General features: G+C 32.7%; 5 protein-coding genes. 1 reads left to right on the top strand and 4 read right to left on the bottom strand.

Going from position 1 to position 5,132, the window contains the following annotated elements; translation table 11 throughout:
- A partial coding sequence (locus tag ACILQF_RS12750; RefSeq protein ID WP_395627779.1) for an ATP-dependent metallopeptidase FtsH/Yme1/Tma family protein occupies nt 1–713 on the bottom strand: 713 nt, incomplete at its 3' end.
- Nucleotides 714–798: 85 nt separating this feature from the next.
- The gene (locus ACILQF_RS12745; RefSeq protein ID WP_395627778.1) at nt 799–1,473 is read right to left on the bottom strand and encodes a BON domain-containing protein; all 675 of its coding nucleotides are present in this window, start codon (nt 1,471–1,473) and stop codon (nt 799–801) included.
- Between the two features lie 232 nt (nt 1,474–1,705).
- Between ACILQF_RS12745 and rlmF the strand changes: the two genes are divergently transcribed.
- On the top strand, nt 1,706–2,620 hold the full coding sequence (rlmF, locus tag ACILQF_RS12740; protein WP_395627777.1) for a 23S rRNA (adenine(1618)-N(6))-methyltransferase RlmF: 915 nt from the start codon (nt 1,706–1,708) through the stop codon (nt 2,618–2,620).
- A 42-nt stretch (nt 2,621–2,662) separates the two neighbouring features.
- Here the strand turns inward: rlmF and ACILQF_RS12735 are convergent, their stop codons facing one another.
- Entirely contained in the window at nt 2,663–3,802 is a 1,140-nt protein-coding gene (locus tag ACILQF_RS12735; protein ID WP_395627776.1) for a serine hydrolase domain-containing protein, read from the bottom strand.
- Nucleotides 3,803–3,899: 97 nt separating this feature from the next.
- On the bottom strand, nt 3,900–5,078 hold the full coding sequence (locus ACILQF_RS12730; RefSeq protein WP_395627775.1) for an ATP-binding protein: 1,179 nt from the start codon (nt 5,076–5,078) through the stop codon (nt 3,900–3,902).
- Nucleotides 5,079–5,132: the final 54 nt, after the last annotated feature.

The following is a 5,132-nucleotide window of genomic DNA, read 5'->3' as shown; positions in this document are numbered from 1 at the left end:
GGTATTTTGGCACCAAGACGGGTGAATTGTTTTGGATTTTTTAAAAATTCAACAATTTCGCGGACTTCTAGCTCCGCTTCTTCTAAACCTGCTACATCTTCAAAGGTAATGCGACTTTCTTCACGGGCGACCATCAAAGCATTGGATTTTCCAAAATTAAAAATGGAATTTCCGCCTGAGGGGCTCCCCATGCTTGCATATTTTTGAAACAAAATACGCCATAAATAAAAAATTAATAGTAATGGTAGAATCCATCCAAAGACATTCCAGAACCAATTACTAGTATTTGAGTAGCTTATAGGGATTTTTTGTGTTAATGGAATGTTTTTTTGTGCCTCATCCATTTTTCGTTCAAAAGATTCCAAGGATCCGATAGTGAATTTATAATGCGGTCCAGGATCGATTTTACCTTTAATTCTTGAATTAAGAACTTCTTGGAAATAGGGGTCTTTTGCTGATTCAGCCTTTATAAATATTTGGGCCTCTTCTTTATTGACGATGTTAATTTTTTCAACAGCTTTACGACTTAAGATTTCACTTTCAAATTGCTGCCAACTAATTTCATTAACAGAATTATTGAATTTCGTTAAATAGGGGAAAAACAACATAAAGAGTATGAACAAATAAACCACAGCCCAAAAAAATTGCTTTTGAGGAACTTGATTTTTGGGAATTTGCTTTTTTTGATAGGGTTCCGGTAGTTTCTGCTTCATGCTCAAATTTGCAAGCTTATTGTTCAATTAAAGACATGTAAAAAGCCGAATTGTAATCAATTCGACCCTTTACATGTTCATTAAATTAATCGTTGAAGGCCATTTCGGGTACTTCAACATTTAGTTTACTTTCAACACTGAGGATGCCTGGAGCAGACCATGCGGCTCTTTCAGCATCATCCTTTTCGGCAAATGAGCGAACTTTTCCACTCAGAATAACCTTATTTCCATCCACTTCTACAACAATTCGATCAGCATCAATTGTTGCATTTCTATGAAAAGCACTGTTGATTTTTTGATGGATATCCATTGCTTTAAGCTTTGGCTTTACAGAAATAAGGTTTATAACTGAACTCACACCAGTTATGTTTTCTATTGCTCTACGGGCATTTACACGTTGATATTCCCATTCTACTTCACCTTCTAATTTTACATTGCCATTTTCAACTTTAACTTGAATCCTATTGTCTGGAATTGTAGTATTCCATTTCAAAGCATTTAACACAGTTTCAGCAATTTCAGCGTCTGTTTTTCGGTAGTTAGGAGAGACACCAACTTGAATGTCTTCAGCTACTGCTCTTACACCCGCTACCCTTTTTGCTGCTTTTTCGGCACTTAACTTTTTTGAAAAAGTGTCTACAATGCCAGAGAGGGTAACTATTCCATTTTTTACCGCTACTCCAATTTCAGACTCGTTGAGAAATGGTTCCCAGCTAAGCTCTTCCATCACATCTTTTTGAATTTGATTGTCAGTTCTCATTTTGTTTAATTTTTATTGTTAATAATTCGGATTCCTAAATTATTTTCAATGTAGGTTTAAATAAAAAAGTCATTTATGAGCCAAATCAAGACTGTCTTTGATTCTAATCAAGATTGTATTCTATATCTTAAAATTTAGCTAGAAACACCTTGCATTTCTTGTTTTAGACTTTCTTATTTATAATTCTTTTTGATTTCAATCTTTTATCCGCTTATTTTAGATAATTTCGTTTATGCCTTCAAAACCAAAATCTGTAATTGATGAAAAATTAGAACTTCATCCAAGAAATAAACATAGAGGACGTTACCAATTTGCTGTTTTGATTAAAAAATGTCCTGACTTAGCTGATTTTGTGATAAAAAATGAATTTGCTGATGAAACGATTGATTTTACTGACTCTCTTGCTGTTAAAACATTAAACAAAGCCCTTTTAATTTATTTTTATGGGATTCAACTTTGGGATATTCCTGAGGGTTTTTTATGTCCTCCAATTCCTGGAAGGGCAGATTACTTACATTATGTAGCTGATTTAATTGCTGATAATAATGGTATAATTCCGAAAGGTAAAAACATTAAAGTACTTGATATTGGCGTAGGAGCCAATAGTATTTATCCATTAATTGGGCATAGTGAATATGGGTGGACTTTTGTAGGATCTGATATTGATTCTCTGGCAATACGGTCGGCGAAAAATATTGTAGATGCCAACGGACTTTCAAAAGTAATCAGTATAAGAAAGCAAAAAAATAAGTCAAAAATATTTACGGATTTAATCAATCCTGGTGAAAAATTCAAGTTGTCAATATGTAATCCACCATTTCATTCATCGATGAAAGATGCCTCCGAAAGTACAGAGCGGAAGTGGAAAAATCTTGGAAAGGCAAGTTCTATGGGTTCGGACCTCAATTTTGGAGGTAAAAACGCCGAGTTGTGGTGTGAGGGTGGAGAAGAAAAGTTTCTTCAAAGCATGATTTTAGAAAGTGAGCAATTTGCAAATGCTGTAGAATGGTTCAGTTCTTTAGTTTCCAAGAAGGAAACGCTTGCTAGCTGCTATTATGAATTAGATAAAATAAAGGCAAAGGAAGTTAGAACTATTGATACGCATCAAGGAAATAAAACAAGTCGGATTTTAGCATGGAGTTTTTAATTATAAAAAGATTATTAATAAAAAAAATAGAATAAAAATTATCTATTTGATGAAGTTATCATATAGACTATTTAATCCAGCTCTTAAAACATCATTTATGCCATTGGTATAATTAGGATTACAACCGTTAGTAATCACTACAATGCCAAACTTTTCTTTGGGATTAAAAAACATAGCGCTGTATAGTCCGTAGGCAGATCCAGTATGTCCAGTCATCATTTTACCTGTAATTACATCTTCTCGATTGGCTATTGCTAAACCATAACCTTCTTCTTCAGAAATTTTTGTTTGCATTATCTTAGCACTCTTTTTTGAGATTATTCTTACGCCTTTATACTTACCAAAGTTCATGTGCATAGTCATGTATTTAGCAAGATCACTAGCCGATATTTTCATTCCTCCGGTAGGCGAGAAAATAGGTGTGCTATATCCCATTTTATAATTTAATCTTTCCTCGCGCTTAGCCGAATAAGCCAATGGGGAAGGGCTTAATGTTTTCGTTGCGCTATCATAAGAGTGTAATGTTGCAAATCGATTGGCTTCCAAAGAATCTACATTGTATCCACCGTATAATCCAAGGGGATTTAAAATATGATTTTTTACGTAGTTGTCGAAACGTTCACCTGAATATTTTTCTATTACTGCTCCTATCATATTGTAGTTTAGGTTGCAGTATTCATAATTAGTACCTGGAGCGTATTTGTTAAAGCATTTTCTCCAATCCGGATTTTTTTCTGGGTTGATTGCATCAAAAGTGAAGTATCCTTGGCTATCATTGAGGCTAGATGTGTGCGACATCATCATTTTTAAGGTAATTTTCTGGTCAGGGAAATTTGGATTCCTAACTGGAAAACCCACTAAATCGCTGATATCATCGTCTAATTTTAGTTTTCCCTTCTCTACTAATTGCATAATAGAGGTAGCAGAAAATGATTTAGAAATGGATGCTATGCGGAAAATATGATCATTATTTAAAGGTTCATTACTTACATTATCTTTTAAACCAAAGGATTGATTATAAACGATTTCCCCTTTTTTTACAAGTGCAACAGATAAACCTACAACTTCATATTTTCGCATAATTTCTTTAATGTCGGATACTGCCTTTTCATTTTGGGCGAAAACCGATAGGGACATGCAAGAAAATAGCGCAATTGCAAAAAAAGGCTTAAATGAAGTCATTCTGATTGTTTTTATTGTTTAATAAAACTACGATTATTTTTTGCAAAAAAAACAATCCGGTTCTATTGACACTATATAATGTTTGTTTAAAATCAGACTATACAGCACTTGCTTCTTTTACATCCTTGAAACTAATTTCAATTGTAGTTCCTTTATCGATTTTGCTCTTAACCTTGATTTTACCATTCATTTTATCAAGGTAATATTGAACAATGTTTAAGCCAAGTCCCGTGCCTGGGACTTCTTTAGCATTCGATCCTCGAAAAAAAGGAGTAAACAACATTTTTTGATCTTCTTCAGATATTCCGAAACCATGATCTTTTATAGACATTATATATTCGCCATCTGAAAACTTACTTGAAACAATAATTTTGACATTTTCTGGAGAGAATTTTATGGCGTTTGATAAGATATTGATTAATAAGTGTTTAAATGCATTGACATCGGTAAATAAATTAGTCTCCCCTACATGTTTATACGTGATTTTTTGTCCTTTTTTTAGAATCACACTTAAATCATTAATAGTTTCAGTGATCAGTTCCTTAGAATTAAAATTCGCTCTGTTAATCTTTAATTGACCTTCATCAACTTTACTTAAAGTCAGAAAGTCGTTGATGATATCTCTTAAAAAGTTGACTGCTGATATAATATGTTTGATTTGTTCTTCTCTCTGTTCTTGTTCTTCAGCTTTCTCAAATTTTGAGAGGATAAATGCTGAGGAAAGAATAATACTTAGGGGAGTTCGGAACTCATGTGAGGCAATATTGAGATATTGCTTTCTTACTTCATTTATTTTTTTTTCTTTTTCAAGTAGTTTTACTAAACGATTATCTATTTCACTTAATTCAGATATTTTTTTTGCTGCATTAAAATTGGCAGTTAATGAATAGCATTCATTTTTATCCCCTGTTTTTAAAATATTTAAAAGAACAGGAAATTTGCTACCATCCTTCCGAATCATATTAAGTTTTAGCTCACTCACTTCACTAAACTCTTTTATTAATGCATATAAACAATGTTCATCTCTGTATTTTGTATCGAAGTCACTAATTAGATTTTTGGCAATTTTTGACAATTCATTCTTATCAAAGAGATCATCCACTAACATTTTTCCGACTACTTCTTCCGAATTGTAGCCTAAGTTTTTTTCTGCAAAAGGGTTAATCATTTGTATAACACATTCCTTATTAGATATTAAGGAAATGGTTTCACCATTATTCCAATCGTTGATTAATAAATTATTAAGTTGTTGTTTTTTGATTAAGTTTTCTGTCATATATTTTCCAGTTTTTAGCTTGTGGCAATATTTAATAAATCATTAATGGCCCCT

The sequence above is a fragment of the Daejeonella sp. genome, from assembly GCF_044232565.1.
In the GTDB taxonomy this organism is placed as follows: Bacteria; Bacteroidota; Bacteroidia; order Sphingobacteriales; family Sphingobacteriaceae; genus Daejeonella.
This window is presented reverse-complemented; position numbering and strand designations above follow the sequence as displayed.